This window comes from Micromonospora sp. NBC_01655, from assembly GCF_026339755.1.
GTDB lineage: Bacteria > Actinomycetota > Actinomycetes > Mycobacteriales > Micromonosporaceae > Micromonospora.
Genome location: NZ_JAPEQF010000001.1, coordinates 3913042 through 3932504, shown reverse-complemented (window position 1 = coordinate 3932504; position 19463 = coordinate 3913042). Strand labels below are relative to the sequence as shown.

Below are 19463 nucleotides of genomic sequence, written 5' to 3'. Positions count from 1 at the left end.
GGTCCGGCCGCCCGGGGATGCCGGCCGGTGTCCCCTTGGCCGGGCGCAGGGGCCAGCGCCGTGGCGCGGTCGAGCAGGGCCCGGCGCTCGGGCCCGGGGCGGGACATCACGGCGGCCCGCCGGCAGAACCCCGCACCGGCCGGGAGCGCCGCTCCCGCGCCGGCGGACCGCACAGGAGAATGAGATGAGCACAGCACCGACACCTCGCCGTACCCGCCCGCGCCTCCTGACCGTCGGCACCGTCGCCGGCCTGGTCGCCGCCCTGGTGGGCGTCGCCGGTTGCGGCACGTCCGGCGAGCCGGCCGACGCCGCCGGCGAACGCACGATCGAGGTACGCATCCCCGATCCGGGCACCCCGGGCTGATCTCCCCGCCCCTGCTGGCGAAGTCCGCGCTCACCTTCGACCACCTGTTCGGCCCGCGCCTGCGGTTCAACGTGGTCAACGGCTCCACCGACACGCTGCGCCGCTACGGCCTGCACCTGGAGCACGAGCGGAGGTCTTCGACCACAAGGGCGGGTTCTACGACCTGCCGGGTGCCGGCGCGGACCTGCGGGACCTGCCGCCGGTGCAGAAGGGTGGCATCCCGCTGTGGTTCGGCGGCTCGTCGCCGGCCGGCATCGAGCTGGCCGCCGACGGAGACGTACCCCAACCTGTGGCCGGGGATGGGGCTGTTCCGGCCCGGCCCGGGCACCGCCGTGGTGGGCAGCACCCGGCAGGTGGTCGAGCGGCTGGAGGAGTTCCGCTCCCCCGGCGTGGACACCTTCATCCTCTCCGGCAACCCGCTGCTGGAGGAGGCGTACCGGGTGGCGGAGACCGTGCTGCCCGCGCTGGGGATCCGACCCGACCGGTCGTGACCCGGGTCGGCGCCGCCCGGCCGGCGGCCAACCCGCCGGCCGGGCGGCGTCGGACCGCGACCGCAGCCGACTCAGGCCACGGTGGCCCGGTCGGCCGCCGGGTCCAGGCCGGCGTAGCCGCCCCGGTGGTACAGCAGCGGCGTGCCCACGTCGGCGTGCCGCAGCAGCTCGGGCTCGGCGAGCACGATCGCGTGGTCGCCGACGGTCACCCGGTCCACCACCCGGCAGAGCAGCCATGCCAGGACGCCGTCGAGGATCGGCACCTCCTGCGGCCCCGGACGCCACCGCGTCGGCTCGGCGAACCGGTCCACGCCGCTCGTGGCGAACGTCCGGGCCAGCTTCCGCTGGTGGTGGGCGAGCAGGTGCACGGCGACGTGACGGGACCGGGACACCGTGGGCCAGCTCGACGAGGCGAGGCCGAGGCAGAACGACACGATCGGCGGCTCCAGTGACACCGAGGTGAACGACGTCGCGGTGAAGCCGACCGGCGGGGAGCCCGAAGCCGTCACCACGGTCACGGTGCTGGCCTGGTGACGCAGGATCGCGCGCAGCGAGGCGCTGTCCGCGTCGACGGGCGGCTCCGGTTGCGCAGGGGTGGACGGGGGCATGTGCTCCTCCCGGGTCGTCGCTCTCTCGGGACGGTACCGGCGGTCGACGGGCGGCGCCGACCGGGGCTCGGCTCACCCGCGGCCGGGGCGCCCGGCGGGCGATACGGCGATCGGGAGGCGGTTCCGCGCGGGCGGCAGCGGGCGGGCGACGAGCTCGACCCGCTCGACCTTGTCCACCCAGTTCTTGGACTTGCCGAGCCGATCGGCGAACACCTGCTGCGACATCCTGCGCCGCCCACGCCAGTACGCCACCCGCCGACCGACCGGCAGCCGATCACTGTCCACGCCGCCACCGCCGATCCGGCACCGCCCGGGTCGTCTCCTCGACCGGTATCCGCTCCGCCTCAGCCTGGGCGAGAAGCCGTTGCTTCGCGGCTTCCCGTTCCGCCGCCTGGACCTGCTCGCCATGGCTCTGTGCCGGCTCGCGCCGCCTACCGTCCATCTACGTCCTCCTGGAAGGCGCGGCGACGGTGCTCCTGGAAGGACCGACCGCCACCGCGCCAGCTAAGGGGCGCGACTCGCGGCCGTACCAGCTCAGAAGTTCATGCCGCCGCACCCGTGACTGGACGTTACGGACGATCGCGGTGCGCGACGGCTATGGTCTGTACCCCCGCGATGACTACCAGTGAATGCCCATCGCCAGCGCCAACTCCCGGGCGTCCTCCCCGGTCGTGCCGCGCCGACCCGCCAACTCCAAGGTGACCGCCCGCGCGAAGGGGTTGAACCGCACGGTGTCCGCGCTCTCGCGCAGGCTCCGACCAAGCAGGTGCACGGTGGCGATCTCCTCACGGCAGACGGTCCCCCCGAACATCAGCCAGGGATGCGCATAGTCGGATCCGAGTCGCCTGGTTGCCTCGTCGGCGCGGTCCCAGGACCGCCACGCCTGCCCCGCGCGGCCAGCCCTGCTGTGCCCGAGAGCCACCCCGAGGTGCAGTTGCCCCCAGCGGGCAAGGGAGTCAACGCCAGCATCGGGCTCAAGGACGACCAGCGCATCCATCAGCACCTGCTCCGCCTCGTCGATCATGTTCGACGAACGGTAGACATGGGCGTAGTACCAAGCGGCGGCGGCGATGGCGCGAGGATCGTCGGCGTCCTGCGCGGCGGACATCGCCCGGTCGGCGGCCAGCCACACCAACTCGGGGTGTGGCTGGTGGGCAACGTACAACTGAGCGAGGTGGTAGACGCGGGCCAACTCGACCAGGGCGTTCCGCCGCTCGATGCCCTCAAGCCGTCGGGCGCTGCGGCGCGCGTCATCCAACAGGCCGGGCAACACTCCGGCAATGGCGGTCCGCTCGGTGGTGGAGCCGTGCCAGATGCGCCATGCCTGGTCGACCAAGCTGGTCAACGTCTTCACCGACGTCGGCTCGCCGGCCAGCACCGCCGGCCTCTACCCCGGCGGGCCGCCATTTCGGACGGTACACCCGCACCACCCGATAGGTGGGATTCATTGTCGACCGGGCCGGCTGCTCCGGCGCGAGATCAGCAGCGCTCGGCCGGGCAGCACACGGTCAGCGCGCCGGGCACGACCCGCACCTTCAACCGGGTCACCCGCTCGCGCGCCCCGCCGTCCAGCTCGTACGTCTGCGGCGCGGCGAACCGTACCTTGATCCTGCGGCCCCGGGTGATCCGCACGAACGGGGACTCCTCCGACCGGCCGGCCGCCATCCGACCCAGGGTGCGTGCCCAGTCCACCGCCCCGCTGGCGGTGGCCACCCCGACCTCCAGGGCCCCGTCGTCGGGCCGGGCGTCGTCGAAGGCGGGGATGCCGCCGGTGATCGTGCCGACGTTGCCGAACAGCACGCAGCTCGCCTCGCCGTCGAACCAGTCCGACCCGTCGACCCGGATCCGGGTGCGCACCAGCTCGCCGCGCACGTGCCGCAGCCCCGTCCACACGTACGCCAGGCGGCCCAGCCGGCCCTTGAGCCTGCGGTCGGCCTCGCCGATCAGGTCGCCGTCGAAGCCCGCGCCGGCCATCACCGCGAAGTGCTCCCCGTTGATCCGGCCCAGGTCGAGGCGGCGGCGCGGGCCGCGCAGGCCGGTCCGCACAGCCTTCGGCAGGTCGGTCGGGATGCCGAGGTTGGTGGCGAACAGGTTCGCCGTCCCGGCGGGCAGGATCGCCATCGGCACGCCGGTGCCGGCGAGGACGTCGGCGCAGCGCTGCACCATGCCGTCGCCGCCCCACACGAAGACCAGCTCCGCGCCCCGGTCGAGCGCCCGGCGGACCCGCTTCGGCGCCTTGCGGCTCTTCGGCACCTCGTACCAGAGCAGGTCGCCGATGCCGGCGCCGGCCAGCGTGGCGCGCAGTTCGTCCAGGCCGCCGCCGAACGTCTTCTTCCGGTGCGCGACGACGGCGACGGTGCCGACCCGCGCCGGGGCCGCCTCGTCGGGGCGGGCCAGCGTGCTCGTGCTCATGACCCCGAGTGTTACCCCGACGCGACGCCCGCCACGCCTGCCGCCGGGCGGCCGGGTCCGCACCACCCCGACCCCGGGCCGGCACCGGCGGCCCGGGTCACCCCGACATGGACAGGTCGAGGGCGGCGTCGCGGACGTCGGCGACCGGGTGCCCGCGCAGCGTCCGCAGCAGGTCCCGCCACGGCGTCGACCAGCCGTACGTCGCGCCGGCCCGGGTCAGCGCCAACGCGAGGAGCCCGGCCGCGTCGCCGCGGGCGGCCAGCTCCCGGGCCGCCGCCAGCAGCAGCCCGGCGTCCACGACGGCGGCGTCGCGGCGCACCCGGTCGGCGAGGGCGTCGGCCAGCCGGGCGGCCAGCGCCGGGCGGCCGTCGGCCAGCTCCACCAGCTCGGTCAGCTCGGCGACGAGCTGCGCCGGGGTGCGCCCGTCGAGGCGCACCAGGGCGGTCAGCAGCCCGGCCGCCCCGGCCACGAACCCCGGGTGCCGGGCCAGGTCACGGGCGGCGTCCCGGGCCGGGTCGCGGTCGGCGTCGACGCCGGCGCGCTGCGCCCACACCCGCACGACCCGCAGGATCGCGCCGATCCGGCGACGGGCCGGCCGGTCCCGCTGCGGCCCACCCGGGTCGTCGTCGGCCGCGTCGAGGGCCACCAGCCGGCACAGGGCGGCGTCGAGCGCGCCCCGCTCCGGGCGGTGCGGCAGGTCCAGCAGCGCACGCAGCAGCATCGACCGGGCCGGCCAGCCCGCGTGCGCGCCGAGGTCGGTCAGCGCGTCGACGACCAGGTCGGTGATGTCGGGCGCCCAGCGGGCCCACTGCGCCAGCCGGGTCAGCGCCGCCTGGGTGACCACCTCGTCGCCGCTGCGGCAGGCGGTGACGACCAGGCCGGCGTACCGGGGGCGGTGCGGCTCGGGCACCTCGTGCGGCCCGGTCGCCAGCACGGCCAGGGTGTCCTCCCGGCCGCCGCCGACGGCCAGGTCGAGCACCGTCCAGCTCTGCGGCGTGTGCAGCCGCTGCCGGGCGGCGGAGGTGATTGCGGCCCGGACGTCGCGGTGCTGGTCGGGCTGCTGCCACACCTGCCGCAGCAGCGGCACCGCCTCCGGCGGCCCGTACCGGCCGAGCAGCCGGACGGCCTCCTTGCGGCTGGTCACCCTGCCCCGGCCGAGGGCGACGCCGGCGAGCCGGGCCAGCAGCGCGGACGGGGTGGTGAACCGGGCGGCCCGGCCGGCGCCGTACATCGCCACCCGGGCCCGGTCGTCGTCGGCGTGCGCGAGCAGCGTGGTCAGGGCCTCCTCGGGCCGGTCGGTCCAGGGCAGCGCGCCGAGGGCCGCCTCGGCGAGGGTGACGTTCGCGGAGTCGACGTACCGCAGCACCAGGTCACGGCCGGCGTCGGGGACCCGCGCCGCGCGGGCGAGCGCGGCGGCCCGGGAGTGCAGCGGCTGGCCCGCGTCGCGGGCCACCCGGGCCTGGAGGTCGACGTACGCCCGCCGGTGCCGGGGCAGCCAGCGGTCGACGTGCCACGGATGCCCGGGCACCCAGCGCGGCCCGGCGGGCAGGAACGCGCCGGCCGGCGGCGGGCCGAGCAGCACCCGGTCGAGCAGGTCGGTGCGCCGCCCGCAGACCGTCCGCCACACCACCTCGAAGGTGATCACCGACGGGTCGGCGGCGAGCAGGAGGGCGACCCGCTCGCCGCGCGGCGCCGGGTCCGCCAGCCACAGGTCGGCGGCGGTACGGACCACCGGGGAGACGTTGCCCGAACCGGTGGCCCGGTGCAGCAGCTCCTGGAGGGCGGGCAACCGCCACGCCCGGCGTCCCAGCGCACGGGTGACCGCGAACAGGGCGGTGAACTCGCCGCGCGCCATCCCGGCGGTGATCCAGGGCAGGAGCCGGTCGAGGACGGCCTGTTCCTGCCCCCGGCGCAGGCCGTGGTCGAGCCGGCCCAGCGGGGGCAGGTGGTGCCCGCCGAAGAGGGCGTCGAGGGTGTCCAACGCCCAGCCCAGCAGCTCCGGTTCGTCCACGTGGTGGCGCAGTACCCCGCAGGCCAGGTCGCCCAGCGCGGACAGCGTCCGGGTGGACGCGTCCCGGGCGTGGGTGGCGTCGGTGACCAGCGCGGCCAGCACCGGCCGCGAGTCGGCGCGCAGCGGCCGGGCCATGGTCGCCAGGGTGGCCAGCGCCGCCGACCGGACCGGATCCTGCTCGTTGCGCAGCCCGGCGAGCCGGGCCACGGCCTCGGCCACCGCCGCCGGGTCGTCGCTGCGCCGCGCGGCGGTGAGCAGCAGCTCGTACGCGCTCGCCCGGTCGTGGGCGTCGGCGGCGCGCAGGGCCGGCGTCAGCACGGCGGACGCCTCCGGCCAGGGCAGCTCGGCACTCCAGGCGCGCACGGCGGCCTCGTCGGCGCGGACCCGGTCCAGGGTGAGCACCCGCCGGGCCTCCCGTTCCCGCCAGCGCCGGGGCAGCACCGCCATGACCGCCGGGGACGGGATCGTGGCGGCCGTCTCGACGTCGGCGAGCGCGGCGTCGTACAGGGCGCCGCGTGCCGCCGGGGGCAGCGCGTCCAGCAGCGCCGCGAGGCGCGTGTCGTCGGCGCGCTGTCGCCGGGCGAGCGTGACCAGCTCCGCCGGCGGCAGCGCGCCGAGGCGGCGCAGCAGCGCCGGGGGCAGGGCGGTCCGGGCCAGCCAGCCGGCCCGGGCGGGGGCGGTCAGCAGCGCGAGCACCCGGTGCGGGAACGCCGCGGCGAGCACGCCGTAGCCGGTGAGATCGCCGGGGAGCCCGTCGGCCGGGGCGTGGCGTTCGAGCAGGGTGAGCACCCGCTCCGGGCGGTCGACCGCCGTGCCGAGCAGCGCGCCCGCGCGGGCCGCCCACCAGCGGAAGCGTTCCGGGCCGTCGAGGCCGGGCAGCGTCGCCTCGGCGTGGTCGAGCAGGATCCCGGCGTGCCGGCCGGCCAGGGCCGCCCCGCTGCCGAGCGCGTGGTCGAGCAGGGGCAGCAGCCGGCGTACCGTGTCGGGGCCGCAGGCGGGCAGCAGCGCGACCGCCTCGGCATCGCCGAACCGGTCCCGGACGGCGTCGACGAGCCGGTCGGCGACCTCCGGGCGGCGCGGCGACCGCAGCGACCGGTACACCAGCCGGCGCAGGTCGGCGGGCGCGTCGGCGAGCAGGGGGCGCAGGTCGTCGGCGGTGAGCCAGCCGGCGCGCAGGCAGGCGCGGACCGCGACGGCCCGGATCGCCCCGTGCGGGTCGTCGAGGGCGGCGGCCACCCCGGCCCGGTCGCCGACCACCTGCGCCGCGGTCACGGCGAGGAACCGGTGGTACGCGGATCCGGCGCGCAGGTCCGCGAGCACCCCGGCCAGCCGGCCGGCGGCGGCGAGGTCCCGGGCCCGGGCGGCGAGGGTGCTCGTCCGCTCCCGGTACGGCAGGTCGTCGAGGTCGTCGAGCAGGGCGGTGATACGGCGCGGCATCGCGCCATTGTGCCCAGAACCGGGTTCGGCGGCCGACCCGTTTTGCGGGGCGGCGACGTCACGTGGAAGGTGCCTCCGCCGCGGTCCGGGTGCCACCCGGCGACGACGCGGAAGCGCCCGGCCGGAGGAACCGGCCGGGCGCTTCGCCGCTGGGTGCCCCGGGACCGGGGCGCCAGGTCGTACCGACCCGGCCGGGCGCGTCAGAGGCTGAGCCGCTGGCCCGGGAAGATCAGGTTCGGATGCTTGCCCACGACCCGCTCGTTCTTCTCCCACAGGGCGCGCCAGCCGCCCCGCACGCCCTGCGCCGTGGCGATCTCGGAGAGGGTGTCGCCCGATCGGACCAGGTAGGTCCGCCCGCCGTCGGACGGGGCGCTCTTCGGTGCGCTTCTCGTGGTGTCCCGCTTGCCGCGCGAGGCCGGCTTCTCGGTACGCGGGGACCGCTCCTTCGGGGCGGCCTTCGACTCGGACCTCCGCTCCGACTTCGGGCTGGCCTTCGTCGAGCCGCCCTTCTTGCCGCAGGTCGGCCACGCCCCGATGCCCTGGCCGTCGAGCACCTTCTCGGCGATGCGGATCTGCTCGCTCCGGGTCGCCAGGTCGGCTCGGGCGGCGTACCTCTTGCCGCCGTAGCCGGCCCAGGTGCCCTGCGAGAACTGGAGGCCGCCGTAGTAGCCGTTGCCGGTGTTGATGTGCCAGTTTCCGCCGGACTCGCACCTGGCGACGGCGTCCCAGTTGACCGCGGCCTGGGCCGGTGCGGCCGGGCCGGCCAGGGCGACGGCCCCGGCGAGTGCGCCGGCCGCGAGAGTGCCGACGGTGACGCGGCGAGCGGTCACCCGATGGTGGCGGGCGGTGTATTGAGTTGCCATGTGATTCCTCCACGCCGGCGAGGTGAGCTGTCGGGTTCGGGCCGAGGAGCCCGGCCGCCGAAGGCGGCTTCACCCCGAGGTGCGGTGCACCGAGGAACGTGTGGGTCCCCCGCTCCTGCCTGACTGACAAGGGAACCGACGGCCGGCGGCAGGACTAGGCGTTACCGACCGTGGTGGCCGCGTTTGCGGACTCGACCGACGTTAGACACGGTTCGTGACGGCCGCCCACCTCTTGTGAAGTTCTTCACCCGCTCGGGCGAACCCGCCAACCGTCGAGTTGCGATACTGCGTAGGGCATGCAGGGGAGGGCGTGGGGCCGAGTCCGATCAGGTCGGACCGGCTTCGGGCCACCTCGGCCCGTGACGCTCAGTCATGTCGGTCCGATTGTGCCCACCCGGAAGTCGAACACGCCGAGTAATCCCCGAAACGGCGCGCGCCGGGCGTCCACGGTCGACACGTGTCGACCGGGAGCCCGGCGCGCGGTGCGGCTCGGCGGCTACAGGGTACGGGCCAAGCGGTCGGCGAGGACACGGGTGAACCGGGACGGGTCGGCCAGCTCGCCGCCCTCGGCCAGCAGCGCCATCCCGTACAGCAGCTCGGCGGTGTCGCCGACCGCGTCGGATCCGGCGTCCTGCTCGTGGGCCTTGCGCAGCCCCTCGACCAGCGGGTGCCCCGGGTTCAGCTCCAGGATCCGCTTGACCTGCGGCACCTCGTGCCCCATCGCCCGGTACATCTTCTCCAGGGTCGGGGTGATGTCGTGGGCGTCGCCCACCACGCAGGCCGGCGAGGTGGTCAGCCGGGTGGAGAGCCGGGCCTCCTTGACGTTGTCGGAGAGCCGGTCCGTCATCCAGGTCAGCAGGTCGGCGTACTCCTGGCGCTGCTGCTCCCGGGCGGACTCGGCTTCCTTCTTCTCCTCCTCGGTGTCCAGGTCGACCTGACCCTTGGCGATGGAGCGCAGCGGCTTGCCGTCGAACTGGCCGACCCGCTCGACCCACACCTCGTCCACCGGGTCGGTGAGGATCAGCACCTCGTAGCCCTTGGCCCGGAACGCCTCCATGTGCGGCGAGTTCTCGATCATCGACCGGGACTCGCCCGTCATGTAGTAGATGTCGCCCTGGCCGTCCTTCATCCGCTCGACGTAGTCGCGCAGGCCGGTCAGCTCGGCCGGATCGTGGGTGGAGGCGACGGAGACGATGTCGAGGATGGCCTCGGTGTTGTCCGGGTCGTCGAGCAGGCCCTCCTTGACGGCCGGGCCGAACTCCGACCAGAAGGTGCGGTACTTCTCGGCCTCGTTGGCCTTCATCTCCTTGACGGTGGCGAGGATCTTCTTCACCAGCCGGCGGCGGACCACCTGGATCTGGCGGTCCTGCTGGAGGATCTCCCGAGAGATGTTCAGCGACAGGTCGTGCGCGTCGACGACGCCCTTGACGAAGCGCAGGTAGTTGGGCATCAGCGCGTCGCAGTCGTCCATGATGAACACGCGCTTGACGTAGAGCTGCACGCCTCGGCGGGCCTGCGGGGCGAACAGGTCGACCGGGGCGTGCGACGGCAGGAACAGCAGCGCCTCGTACTCGAAGGTCCCCTCCCCCCGCATGTGGATGGTTTCGAGGGGGTCGGCCCAGTCGTGGCTGACGTGCTTGTAGAACTCCTTGTACTCGGCCTCGTCGACCTCACTGCGCGGGCGAGCCCAGAGCGCCTTCATCGAGTTGAGGGTCTGCACGTCCCGGGTGGTCTCGTCGCCCTCGCCCTTGCGCTCGACCGTCATCCGGATCGGCCAGGCGATGAAGTCGGAGTACCGCTTGACGATCTCGCGGATCTTCCACTCGGCCGTGTAGTCGTACAGGTGGTCGTCGCTGTCCTCCGGCTTGAGGTGGACGGTGACGGAGGTGCCCTGCGGCGCGTCGTCGACGGTCTCGACGACGTACGTGCCCTCGCCGGTGGACTCCCAGCGGGTGCCCTCGTCCTGCCCGGCTCGGCGGGTGACCAGGGTGACCTTGTCGGCGACCATGAAAGTGGCGTAGAACCCGACGCCGAACTGGCCGATCAGGTCGGCGGACCCGGCCGAGTCCTTCGACTCGCGCAGCTTGGCCAGCAGCTCGGCGGTGCCGGACTTGGCGATGGTGCCGATCAGGCGGACCACGTCGTCGCGGGACATGCCGATGCCGTTGTCCCGGACGGTCAGGGTCCGCGCGTCGCGGTCGACCTCGATCTCGATGTGCAGGTCCGAGACGTCGGCCGCGAGATCCTTGTCGACCATGGACTCCAGGCGCAGCTTGTCCAGCGCGTCGGAGGCGTTGGAGACCAGCTCGCGCAGGAAGACGTCCTTGTTCGAGTAGATCGAATGGACCATCAGCTGGAGCAGCTGGCGCGCCTCCGCCTGGAACTCCAGCGTCTCGATCCGGTTACTCACACCGACCCCCTTCTGTGACTGACGAACCTCCGCGCACAGGATACGAGCCGTCGCTGCCCGTCGCGTCACCCGCCCGGCGGGCCGGCGCGAGCCGCAGTTCCCCGCCCGGCGGCGGCGGGGCGAACCGGTCCAGCGCGGCGCGCAGGTGACCGCGCAGGGCGTCGCTGCCGGTGTGCCCGGAGTCGGCGACCACGATCAGCTCGGCGTCGGGCCAGGCGCGGGCCAGCGACCACGGCGTCTCCAACGGCGAGCCGAGGTCGAGGCGGCCGTGCACGAGGACCCCGGGAATCCCGGCCAGCCGGCCGGCGTCGCGCAACAGGGCATCGTCGTCCAGCCACGCCCCGTGGGAGAAGTAGTGCGCGCAGATCCGGACGAACGCCAGCCGGGCGTCCGACGGCCGGTCGCTGTACACCCCGGGCCTGCCCTGGGGCTCCAGCGAGACGACGGCATCCTCCCAGGCCAGCCAGGCGTTCGCCGCCCGGTGCCGCACCCGCGCGTCCGGGTGCTCCAGCAGGCGCGCGTACGCGGCGAGCAGGTCGCCGGCCGGCCCCTGGCCCGGCTCGACCGTCGGGCGGTCGGCCGCCGGCACGGCGTCGGCGAACCGCCGCCACTGCTCGGGGAAGAACCGGCCGACGCCCCGGTACAGCCAGTCGATCTCCGACCGGCGGCTCATGGTGACCCCGACGAGGACGATCGCGCTGACCCGCTCCGGGTGCCGCTGCGCGTACGCCAGGCCCAGGGTCGAGCCCCACGAGTCGCCGAACAGCAGCCAGCGGTCGATGCCCAGGTGCGCGCGCAGCAGCTCCATGTCGGCCAGCAGGTGGGCGGTGGTGTTGTGCCGCATGTCGGTGGCCGGGTCGGCGGCGTGCGGGGTGCTGCGCCCGCAGCCGCGCTGGTCGAACTGGACGATCCGGTACCGGGCCGGGTCGAACAGCCGGCGGACGCCCGCGCCGGAGCCGGCCCCGGGCCCGCCGTGCACGACGAGCGCCGGCGTGCCGCCCGGATTGCCGGACACCTCCCAGTGCACGCGGTTCCCGTCGCCCACGTCCAGCATGCCGTGTTCGTACGCCTCCCCGAGCCCGTACCCCATCTCCACGCTGCCCCTCCCGGGTCTCTGGTGCGCGCGCAAATACCCGGAATGTGTGGCCATCGGAGCACGTAACAGCCACGAATTCCGTGAATTTGCGGCGGATGCGCCGGCGGATCAGCCGGCGACGATGTCCAGGGCGCGGGTGAAGTCGGCGAGCAGGTCCGGCGTCTCCTCGATGCCGGTGGAGACCCGCACCAGGCCCTCGCCGATGCCGGTTTCGGCGAGCTGGGCGGCGTCGACGATCCCCGCCCACATCGAGCGTGGGTGCACCACCAGGGTGCTCACACTGCCCAGGCTGGCCGCGCGTTTGGCCAGCCGCAGTTCCGCCAGCAGGGTGGCCGCCGCCGGCCGGCCGCCGGCCAGGTCGAGGCTGAACACGCCGCCGTACCCGCTCATCTGCTTGCGGGCCAGGTCGTGCTGGGGATGGCTGGGCAGGCCGGGATAGCGGACCCGGGCGACGGCCGGGTGTTCCTCCAGCGTCCGGGCCAGCGCGAGGGCGTTGTCGTTGTGCCGGGCCATCCGCAGCGGCAGCGTCCGGATGCCGCGCAGCAGCAGCCAGGCGTCGATCGGGCCGAGTGTCGCCCCGGTGACGATGGCGGTCTGCCACACCCGGTCGACCAGTTCGGCGGAGCCGACCACGACCCCGGCGGAGACGTCGGAGTGGCCGCCGAGGAACTTCGTGGCGCTGTGCCAGACCAGGTCCGCGCCGAAGGTCGCCGGACGCTGGTTGACCGGGGTGGCGAAGGTGTTGTCCACGACGGCGTACGCGCCGTGGGCGTGCGCCAGCTCGACCACGGCGGACAGGTCGGTCAGCTCCAACAGCGGGTTGCTGGGGGTCTCCACCAGCACCAGCCGGGTCCGCGGGGTCAGCGCCCGGGCGAACGCGTCGACGTCGGTCTGGTCGACCTGGGTGCAGCTCACCCCGAACCGGGTGAGCAGCCCGGTGGTCAGCGAGGTGGTGCCGCCGTAGGTGCTGCGCTGCACGATCACGTGGTCGCCGACGGTCAGCAGGGCCAGGGCGATCGTGGTGATCGCCCCCATCCCGGAGGCGGTGACCAGGCCCGTCTCCACGCCCTCCAACTCGGCCACCACGGCGGCGACCTGGGCGTGATTGGGGTTGCCGTATCGGGTGTAGAAGGCGTCGCCGCGCGTCTGCGTGGCGATCTCGGTGAACCGCTCGTCGGTCTCGGCGCTGAAGGTGGCGCTCTGCACGATCGGGGGCGACACCGCGCCCGCGGGGCTCAGCCCGTCGTCGCCGTGGACAGCGGTCGTGCCGATGCCGGTCACCGGTGCTCCTTCGGTTGTCTGCTGCGAACGGTCAGGGTACGACGACGACCGGCGCCGGGGCGGCCCGGTCGACGACCATCCGCTGGCTGTCACGCTGGTGCCACAGCCGGGCGTCGTCGAGGTCGGCGACGGCCAGGCCGGCGGTGGTCCCGGCGTCGGCCAACGGCTCGATATGCGCCGCCGCCACCCGCAGCGGCTGCCGCATCGGGGTGTCGCCCGTCGTCGTCACATCGCCCCCAGCCACCAGCGCAGCCCGAAGAAGACCGCCAGCCCCACCGTCCAGACGATCATGAACCGTTCGACGAAGAGCCCGGTCACCAGGGTCACCACCCCGGCCACCAGGTACGGGATCGTGACCACGGTGATCTCCACCCGGTTGTCGACCGGGGCGAGCACCGACGGCACCGCGATCGCGGCGAGCAGCGCGGGCGGCAGGTAGCCGAGGAACGTCTTCACGTCGGCCGGCAGTTCCCGGTCGCGGAAGACCAGCAGCGGCACGTACCGGGGGGCGAAGGTGGCCAGCCCCATCCCGAGGATGAGCAGCAGCATCGACATCGCGGTCACCTTCCGTCCACGTCGGCGGCGGCGTCGGCCGCCCGGTCCCCGGCCCGCACGGGCTCACCGGGCCGCACGTGCGGCACGGCCCCCGGCGGCGACCCGTCCGCGCCCGCCGTCACCTCCGGCGCCGGCGGGTCCGGGTCGGCCGCCGGCTCGTCGGGCTCCGGCGGGAACCAGCGGCGTTCGATCCGTTCGCAGGCCATGCCGACACAGGCGCCGCCGAGCGCCGCCAGGATCAGCCCCAGGTTGTACGGCAGGCCGATGGTCAGCATGGCCAGCGCGCCGGCCGAGACGGCGGTGGTCCAGATCTTCCAGCCGGCGAGCGCCCCGGCGAGCACGACCAGGAAGACCGCGGTCATCGGGAAGTCCAGGCCGTCGCGCAGCCGCTGCGGCAGCAGGTGCCCGGCGACCATGCCGACGACCGTGGCGATCGCCCAGTTGACGTACATGATGGCGGACGCGCCGAAGTAGTACATGCTCTTGCGGCGGGCCGGCTCGTCGCCCTTGATCCGGTCGAACGCGACGAAGAACACCGCGTCGATCAGCCCGAAGCCGAGCAGCAGCCGCCACCGCTGCGGCAGCTCCCGTACGTGCGGGGCGAGCAGCGTCGAGTAGATCAGCATGCGCAGGCTGAGGATCAGCGTGGTCAGCACGATCACCGGCCACGCCGCGCCCTCGGAGATCAGCTTGAAGCCGATGAACTGGGCGGTGCCCGAGTTGACCACCATGGCCAGCCCGAACGTCTCCAGATAGGACAGCCCGCTGGCCAGGCCGAGCGTCCCGCCGATCACCCCGAGGGGAAACGCGGAGAGCAGGAACGGCACCATCGAGCGGGCCCCGGCGACGAACTCGCCGCGCGGCGTCGCGGGCCGCTCGGCGGCGCTGGTGGGCGTACGGTCAGACATGGTCCTCCCCGGGGCGGCGGGCGCGCGGCGCGGCCGGGCCGGCGGCGCCGACGAGGGCGGCCACCTCCCCGGCGCGGGTACGGCAGAAGTAGTGTCCCCCACCGTCGATCTCTTCGAGGGTCACGTCGGCGGCGATTCGCCGCCACGCGGCGTGCTCGTCGGCCGAGCCGGCGGTGAGCGGGTCGTCGGCGGCGAGCACCACCGTCACCGGCACCGTCAGCGGCCGGTCGGCCAGCGGGGCGAGCCGGTCCCGCAGGTACGCGTGCGAGCCGAGCGCGTCGTGCCGGAACGCGGCGACCAGCGCCGAGGTGTGGTCGGCGTCGAGGCCGTCGAGGTCGGTGAAGCCGGTCTGCCCGACCAGCCAGTCCACCACCCCGGCCTCGTCGAGGGCGCGCACCTCGGCGATGCTGGCGTCGATCTCGGCCGCGTCGCGCAGCAGCTTGCCGCCGAGGAAGAGCCGCGCCGGCGGGGCCCCGGCGGCGGCGAGCAGCCGGGTCACCTCGATCGCCAGCGCCGCGCCGACGCAGTGCCCCCAGAGCAGCATTTCGCCCCGGACGTGGGCGCGGATCTCGTCGGCCACCCGCCGGGCCACCTCGTCGAGGTCGACCAGCGGCTCGCGGCGGCCGAGGTCGTGACCGGGCAGGGCCACCGCCTGCACGGCCACGCCGTGCCCGGCGAGCGCCTCGGCGAGGGGACGGAACGCCAGCGGGTTGCCGGCCGCGTACGGGAAGCAGAGCAGGACCCGGTCGGCGGCGGTGCCGGACGGCGACAGCGGCTGGAGCAGCGAGTCGTCGCCGGCCCGGGCGGCCCCGGCCCCGACCGCCGCGCCGGACCCGGTGCCGGAGCCGGCGGCGGACTCGGCGACCCGGGCCAGCGGGCCCAGGTCGGAGTGGGTCATGAGCTGCCGCAGGGTGACCAGCGGGCGCAGCGCGGCGACGACCCGCATCGCGGCGAGGGAGTTCCCGCCGAGGTCGAAGAAGTTGTCCTCCTCGGCGATGTCGGCCGGCGGCACGTCCAGGGTCGCGGCCCAGACCTCGGCGATGCGCCGGGCCACGTCGGTGGCGGGCGGGGTGCGCCCGGCGGGGCCGGCGGCCGGGGCGGGCGCGGTCCGGCCGAAGGTCCGCCGCGCGGGGACGACCCGGGCCGGCGGCAGGCCGGCGGCGTACCCGCCGTGCGGGGCGTCCGGGGTGTCGGCGAGCGCGGCGAGGGCCCGCCGGTACGCCTCGCCGATCCCGGCGGCCTGCTGCGGGGTGAACTCCGCCGAGTGGTAGTGCAGGCTCAGCCGGACCTGGTCGGTGAAGAAGTCCCGCATGAACTCGGCGCGCAGCGCGAACTCGGTCTCGGTGCTGACCCGCACGTCGAGCAGGTCGAACCCGGGCCGCTCCCGCAACTGCTTGAGCAGGTAGAAGTGGGTGTAGTTGAACACCGTCTCGAACAGCGGGTCGGTGGTGGCCGCGTCGGCCTTCATCTGCGCCATCGGGTAGCGCCGGTGCGGCAGCAGGTCCGCCTCGGCGCGGTAGACCCGGCCGACGAGGTCGGCCCAGCTTCCGTCGCCGAGGTCGACGCGCAGCGGCACGGTGTTGAGGAACAGTCCCATCGCGGCCGTGGCGCCCTCGGACTCGGGCCGGCCGCTCTGCTCGTACCCGGTGACGACGGCCGCGGCGGCGGCGAGCGCGCCGATGACCTTGACGTGCGCGGCGAGCAGCAGGGTCTTCAGCGGCACGGCGAGCCGGTCGGCCAGCCGCAGCAGCCGCTCGGACAGCGCGGCGGAGACGTCCACCTCGTGGAAGACCACCGGGCGCTGTGCCTCGGCGGTCGGCGGCTCCCAGCGGGGCAGCTCGGTGACCCCGCCGTCGGCCAGCACGTCCCGCCAGAAGTCCCGGTCGGCGGCCGAGGCGACGGCCCGGCGCTCCAGGCCGATGTAGTCGCGGAAGTGGTTGCCGGCCGGCGGCTCGGGCAGCGGCCGGCCGTCGCGCAGCCGGTGGTACGTGTCGAACAGCCGGGTGTGCAGCAGGGTGATGCTCCACCCGTCCAGGGCCGAGTTGTGCTGGCTGAGGCTGTACCGGTACAGGTCGTCGGCGAACAGGTGCACGTGGACGCGGACCAGCCCCGGCTCCCGCCAGACGAACCGGTACGCCTGCTCCCGGTCGTGCCAGTCGGCGTACCGGCGCTCCTGCTCGGCCGGGTCGAGGCCGCGCAGGTCGGTCACCCACAGCGGGGTCGGCGCGTCGGCGTGCACGAGCTGGAGGTACTCGCCGTACCCGGTGAGGTGGTAGCTGGTGCGGAAGATCGGGTTGTCGGCGACCAGCCGCCGCATCGCGGCCGTGAACGTGGCCTCGTCGAACGGCGCGTTGATCAGGAAGCTGATGATGTCGTGGTACTGGGCCGCGCCCCGGGCCAACTCGTTCTGGAAGATCAGCCCGGCCTGGAGCTGCCCCAGCGGGTACGCGTCGACCACCCCGTCGGGCAGCAACGCCCGGTCGGCCGGGGACACCAGGTCGAACGGCGCGTACGTGGGGGGCCGCTCGCCGGTCGCCGGGGCGGCGGCGAGGGCGGCGATGGTGGGGTGGCGGAAGAGCTGCTGGAAGGTGAGGTCGAGCCCGGCGGCGTGCGCCCGGGCCAGCACGGTGACGAAGTGGATGGAGTTGCCGCCGAGGGCGAACAGGTTGTCCTCCACCCCCATCCGGTCCACCCCGAGCACGTCGGCCCACACCTCGGCGAGGATCCGCTCGGCGTCGGTGCGCGGCGGCACGTACGGGCGGTCGTCGGCGGGCGGGTCGGGCAGCGCCCGCCGGTCGAGCTTGCCGCTGCCGGACAGCGGGAACTCGGCCAGCTCCACCACCCGGGCCGGGACGAGGTACCGGGGCAGCAGGCCGGACAGGTGCGCGGTGAGCGCCCGCTCGGCCACCGGGAAGTGGGTCAGCACGTACCCGAGCAGGTTGCCGTCGCGGGCCACCACCACGGCGTCCTTCACGGCCGGGTGGCCGCGCAGCGCCTCCTCCACCTCGCCCAGCTCGACCCGGTGGCCGCGCACCTTGACCTGGTGGTCGAGGCGGCCCAGGTAGTCGATGGTGCCGTCGGGCAGCACCCGGGCCAGGTCGCCGGTGCGGTAGACCCGCTCCTCCCCCGCGTCCGGGGCGGCCACGAACCGGTCCCGGGTCAGCTCGGGGCGGTTGAGGTAGCCCCGGGCGAGCTGCACCCCGGCGATGCACAGCTCGCCGGGCACCCCGACGGGCTGGACCCGCAGCCGCTCGTCGAGGACGTGCAGCCGGGTGTTGTCGACCGGCCGGCCGATCGGCACCCGGTCGGCGCCGGGCACGCAGCGGTGGTGGGTGACGTCGACGGTGGCCTCGGTCGGGCCGTACAGGTTGACGAGGGTGACGTGCGGCAGCAGCGCGGCGAGCCGGTCGACGTGGTGCGGGCCGAGCGCCTCGCCGCTGGCGAAGACCCGCCGCAGCCCGGCCAGCGGCGCGGTGTCGGCGGTGGCCAGCCAGTCGAGGAACGCCCCCAGCATGGACGGGACGAAGTGCAGGGTGGTCACGCCGTGCGCGGCGACCGCCGCGACGATGGCCTGCGGGTCACGTTCCGCGCCGGGCGGCAGCAGGCACACCGACGCCCCCTCGCGGGCCCACCAGAACAGCTCCCACACCGACACGTCGAAGGTGGTCGGGGTCTTGTGCAGGATCACGTCGTCCGGGCCGATCGGGTGCAGCCGCTGCATCCAGGCGAGCCGGTTGGCCAGCGACCGGTGCTCGATCATCGCCCCCTTCGGGGCGCCGGTGGAGCCGGAGGTGTAGATGACGTACGCCAGGTCCCGCCCGTCGGCCTGCGCCGGTGGCGCGGCCTCCGCCGGTGGCGCGGACACCGCCTCCGCGGGCAGCGCGTCGGCCGGCGGCAGCGGGAGCACCGGGACTCCCTCGGGGACGGCCGCCGGGTCGGCGGCCAGCACGAGTGCCGCGCCGCTGTCGGCCAGCAGGTAGCCGATCCGGGCCGGCGGGTAGCCGGGGTCGACCGGCAGGTAGGCCGCGCCGGCCCGGTGCACGGCGAGGATCGCCGCGAGCTGCGCGGGCGACCGCTCGGCGAGCACGCCGACGACGGTCTCCGGGCCCGCGCCGGCCGCCCGCACGGTCGCGGCGAGGGCGGCCACCCGCCGGTCCAGCTCCGCCCACGTCCAGGTGACCTCGTCGGTACGCACGGCGACGGCGTCGGGCGTCTCGACGGCCCGGCGGGCCACCCAGGCGTCGGGGCGGACCGCCTCGCCGGGGTCCGTGGCGGTGTCGTTCATCGCGTCGAGCGCCGCCCGGTCGGCCGGGGTGACCAGGGCGACGTCGTCGACCGGGGCGTCCGGGGCGGCGAGCGCGGCGGTCAGCAGGAGCAGCAGGTGCCCGGCGATCCGGTCGGCCGTGGCCGGGTCGTGGCGGGCCGCGTCGTGGTGCACGGTCAGCTCGGCGGCGGACACCGCCACGGTGACGCCGATCCGGGGGTCGGGGGCGGCGTCGGTGGTGTGCACCGCGACGTCGAGAAAGGGGTGCCGGTCGGCCTCCGCGTGCGGGGCGAGGTCCTCGGCGAGCAGCTCGACGGGGTAGTCCGCGTACCGCTGCGCCTCGGGCAGCGCCGCGCGGAGCTGCCCGACCAGGTCCCGGTAGCTGACGTCGGGGCCGCAGGCCACCGGCAGGGGCAGCAGGCCGGCCAGCGCGTCGCCGTCGGCCGGGCGGCCGACCAGCAGCGCCGTCGCGCCGGTCCAGCGGCGCAGCAGCGCCGCCACGGCGGCGGCCACCAGCACGTACCGGGCGGGTTCGGCGCCCCGGCTGGCGGCGGCTAGCCGGTCGGCCAGCGCGGCGCCGAGGGGCACGGTGACGGCCTGCGGGCGGGCCGGGGCGCCGGGGGCGGGGGTGCGGTCGGCGGGGAAGCCGACCCGGTCCGCTCCGGCGGCGAGCGCGTCGCGCCAGTGCCGGGCGTGGTCGGGCCGCCGCGCCGCGGCGATCCTGAGCTGGCCCCGGGTCATCAGAGACTGCATGATCTCGCTC

Annotated in this window: 14 protein-coding genes, 1 pseudogene and 1 riboswitch; of the genes and pseudogenes, 2 read left to right on the top strand and 13 right to left on the bottom strand. The window is 75.1% G+C overall.

Features of this window, described 5'->3' with window-relative positions:
• The first annotated feature begins 184 nt into the window (after positions 1 to 184).
• Positions 185 to 364 carry a hypothetical protein gene (locus OOK41_RS18050; RefSeq protein WP_266266040.1) on the top strand — a complete coding sequence of 60 codons (180 nt, stop codon included), beginning with the start codon at positions 185 to 187 and terminating at the stop codon, positions 362 to 364.
• A gap of 299 nt (positions 365 to 663) precedes the next feature.
• On the top strand, positions 664 to 855 hold the full coding sequence (locus OOK41_RS18045; RefSeq protein ID WP_266266039.1) for a hypothetical protein: 192 nt from the start codon (positions 664 to 666) through the stop codon (positions 853 to 855).
• Between the two features lie 71 nt (positions 856 to 926).
• Here OOK41_RS18045 and OOK41_RS18040 read toward each other — a convergent pair whose 3' ends face one another.
• From OOK41_RS18040 to OOK41_RS17980, 13 genes and pseudogenes are all read right to left on the bottom strand, one after another.
• Positions 927 to 1463, bottom strand: coding sequence for a flavin reductase family protein (locus OOK41_RS18040; RefSeq protein WP_266266038.1), 537 nt, complete (start codon positions 1461 to 1463; stop codon positions 927 to 929).
• A gap of 72 nt (positions 1464 to 1535) precedes the next feature.
• Complete coding sequence (locus OOK41_RS18035) at positions 1536 to 1748, bottom strand: helix-turn-helix domain-containing protein (RefSeq protein ID WP_266266037.1); 213 nt, start codon at positions 1746 to 1748, stop codon at positions 1536 to 1538.
• A gap of 334 nt (positions 1749 to 2082) precedes the next feature.
• Positions 2083 to 2823, bottom strand: a pseudogene (locus OOK41_RS18030) (XRE family transcriptional regulator); the annotation flags it as partial.
• 119 nt (positions 2824 to 2942) lie between these two features.
• Positions 2943 to 3875, bottom strand: coding sequence for a diacylglycerol kinase family protein (locus OOK41_RS18025; RefSeq protein ID WP_266266036.1), 933 nt, complete (start codon positions 3873 to 3875; stop codon positions 2943 to 2945).
• A gap of 97 nt (positions 3876 to 3972) precedes the next feature.
• Positions 3973 to 7323 (bottom strand): hypothetical protein, encoded by a 3351-nt coding sequence (locus OOK41_RS18020; protein WP_266266035.1) that lies wholly within the window; start codon positions 7321 to 7323, stop codon positions 3973 to 3975.
• Between the two features lie 200 nt (positions 7324 to 7523).
• Positions 7524 to 8186: a transglycosylase family protein gene (locus OOK41_RS18015; protein WP_266266034.1), complete on the bottom strand. Its 663-nt coding sequence runs from the start codon at positions 8184 to 8186 to the stop codon at positions 7524 to 7526.
• Positions 8184 to 8357: riboswitch (cyclic di-AMP (ydaO/yuaA leader) on the bottom strand. Its footprint overlaps the gene before it by 3 nt.
• Before the next feature lie 325 nt (positions 8358 to 8682).
• Positions 8683 to 10596, bottom strand: a complete 1914-nt coding sequence (htpG, locus tag OOK41_RS18010) for a molecular chaperone HtpG (RefSeq protein ID WP_266266033.1) — start codon at positions 10594 to 10596, stop codon at positions 8683 to 8685.
• Positions 10589 to 11686 (bottom strand): prolyl aminopeptidase, encoded by a 1098-nt coding sequence (gene pip / locus OOK41_RS18005; RefSeq protein WP_266267863.1) that lies wholly within the window; start codon positions 11684 to 11686, stop codon positions 10589 to 10591. The genes htpG and pip overlap by 8 nt, the downstream gene beginning before the upstream one ends.
• 114 nt (positions 11687 to 11800) lie before the next feature.
• Positions 11801 to 12973: a PLP-dependent aspartate aminotransferase family protein gene (locus OOK41_RS18000; protein WP_117669109.1), complete on the bottom strand. Its 1173-nt coding sequence runs from the start codon at positions 12971 to 12973 to the stop codon at positions 11801 to 11803.
• Between the two features lie 31 nt (positions 12974 to 13004).
• Positions 13005 to 13202 (bottom strand): hypothetical protein, encoded by a 198-nt coding sequence (locus tag OOK41_RS17995; protein ID WP_266266032.1) that lies wholly within the window; start codon positions 13200 to 13202, stop codon positions 13005 to 13007.
• Positions 13199 to 13528, bottom strand: a complete 330-nt coding sequence (locus OOK41_RS17990; RefSeq protein ID WP_128763597.1) for an AzlD domain-containing protein — start codon at positions 13526 to 13528, stop codon at positions 13199 to 13201. Before OOK41_RS17990 ends, OOK41_RS17995 begins: the two co-directional genes overlap by 4 nt.
• 5 nt (positions 13529 to 13533) lie before the next feature.
• Entirely contained in the window at positions 13534 to 14436 is a 903-nt protein-coding gene (locus OOK41_RS17985; RefSeq protein ID WP_266266031.1) for an AzlC family ABC transporter permease, read from the bottom strand.
• The gene (locus OOK41_RS17980) at positions 14429 to 19453 is read right to left on the bottom strand and encodes a non-ribosomal peptide synthetase (RefSeq protein ID WP_266266030.1); all 5025 of its coding nucleotides are present in this window, start codon (positions 19451 to 19453) and stop codon (positions 14429 to 14431) included. The genes OOK41_RS17985 and OOK41_RS17980 overlap by 8 nt, the downstream gene beginning before the upstream one ends.
• Between the last annotated feature and the right edge of the window lie 10 nt (positions 19454 to 19463).